Source organism: Streptomyces sp. CO7 (genome assembly GCF_053474865.1).
The window spans coordinates 7703-8606 of sequence record NZ_JBRIOU010000008.1; the positions used below are offsets into that span (position 1 = coordinate 7703).

At 75.3% G+C, this 904-nt stretch carries 1 protein-coding gene; it reads left to right on the top strand.

The genetic code is table 11. The features are described from left to right. The coding region (locus ACOV8S_RS24885; RefSeq protein ID WP_448320458.1) for a sigma-70 family RNA polymerase sigma factor at positions 1–904 on the top strand (904 nt) is incomplete at both ends.

The following is a 904-nucleotide window of genomic DNA, read 5'->3' on the forward strand; positions in this document are numbered from 1 at the left end:
GGGCGGGGGTCCTTCTTCCCCGCGCAGCGGGAGGCGGGCAGCGGCCGGGAGGCTGTCGCGGACCCTCCGCCGGGGTCCGACGCCGAGCTGATCGTGCGGATGCGGGCCGGGGACGACTCCGCCTACGAGGCGCTCTACCGCCGGCACGCCGACGCCGTGCGCCGGTACGCCCGCACCTGCTGCCGGGACGCGCACACCGCGGACGACCTCACCGCGGAGGTGTTCGCCGGCATGCTCCAGGCGGTGCGCGGCGGAGCCGGTCCGCGGCACGCCGTGCGCGCCTACCTGCTGACCACCGTCCGCCGCACCGCCGCGGGGTGGATCAGGTCGACCCGGAGTGAGCAACTGGTCGACGACTTCGCGGTGTTCGTCGAGCAGTCGATCCGCGGCACCGACCGGTTGGACGACGACACGCTCGAACTCGGCGCCGACGTGCGGGCGATGCACGAGGCCGATCAGTCACTGGCGATGCGGGCGTTCCGCTCGCTGCCCGAGCGGTGGCAGGCGGTGCTCTGGCACACCGAGGTCGAGGACGAGTCGCCGGGCGAGGTCGCCACGCTGTTCGGGCTGGACGCCAACGGCACGCGGGTGCTCGCCAGCCGGGCCCGTGAAGGCCTCAAGCAGGCCTATCTGCAGGCGCACGTCAGCGCGACGCTCACCGCCGACGCGGAGTGCGCCCGGTACGCGGACCGGCTGGGCGCGTTCGCCCGGGGCGGGCTGCGGATCCGCGCCGAACGGGGGCTGCGCAAGCACCTCGAGGAGTGCGCGCGGTGCCGGATGGCGGCGGGGCAGATCAAGGAGGTCGCGCAGGGCATTCCGGCGGTGGTGCCGGTGGCCGTCATCGGGTGGTTCGCCGCGGCAGGGTACGCCAAGGTGGCGGGGCTCGTCGCGGGCGGCACCGGGG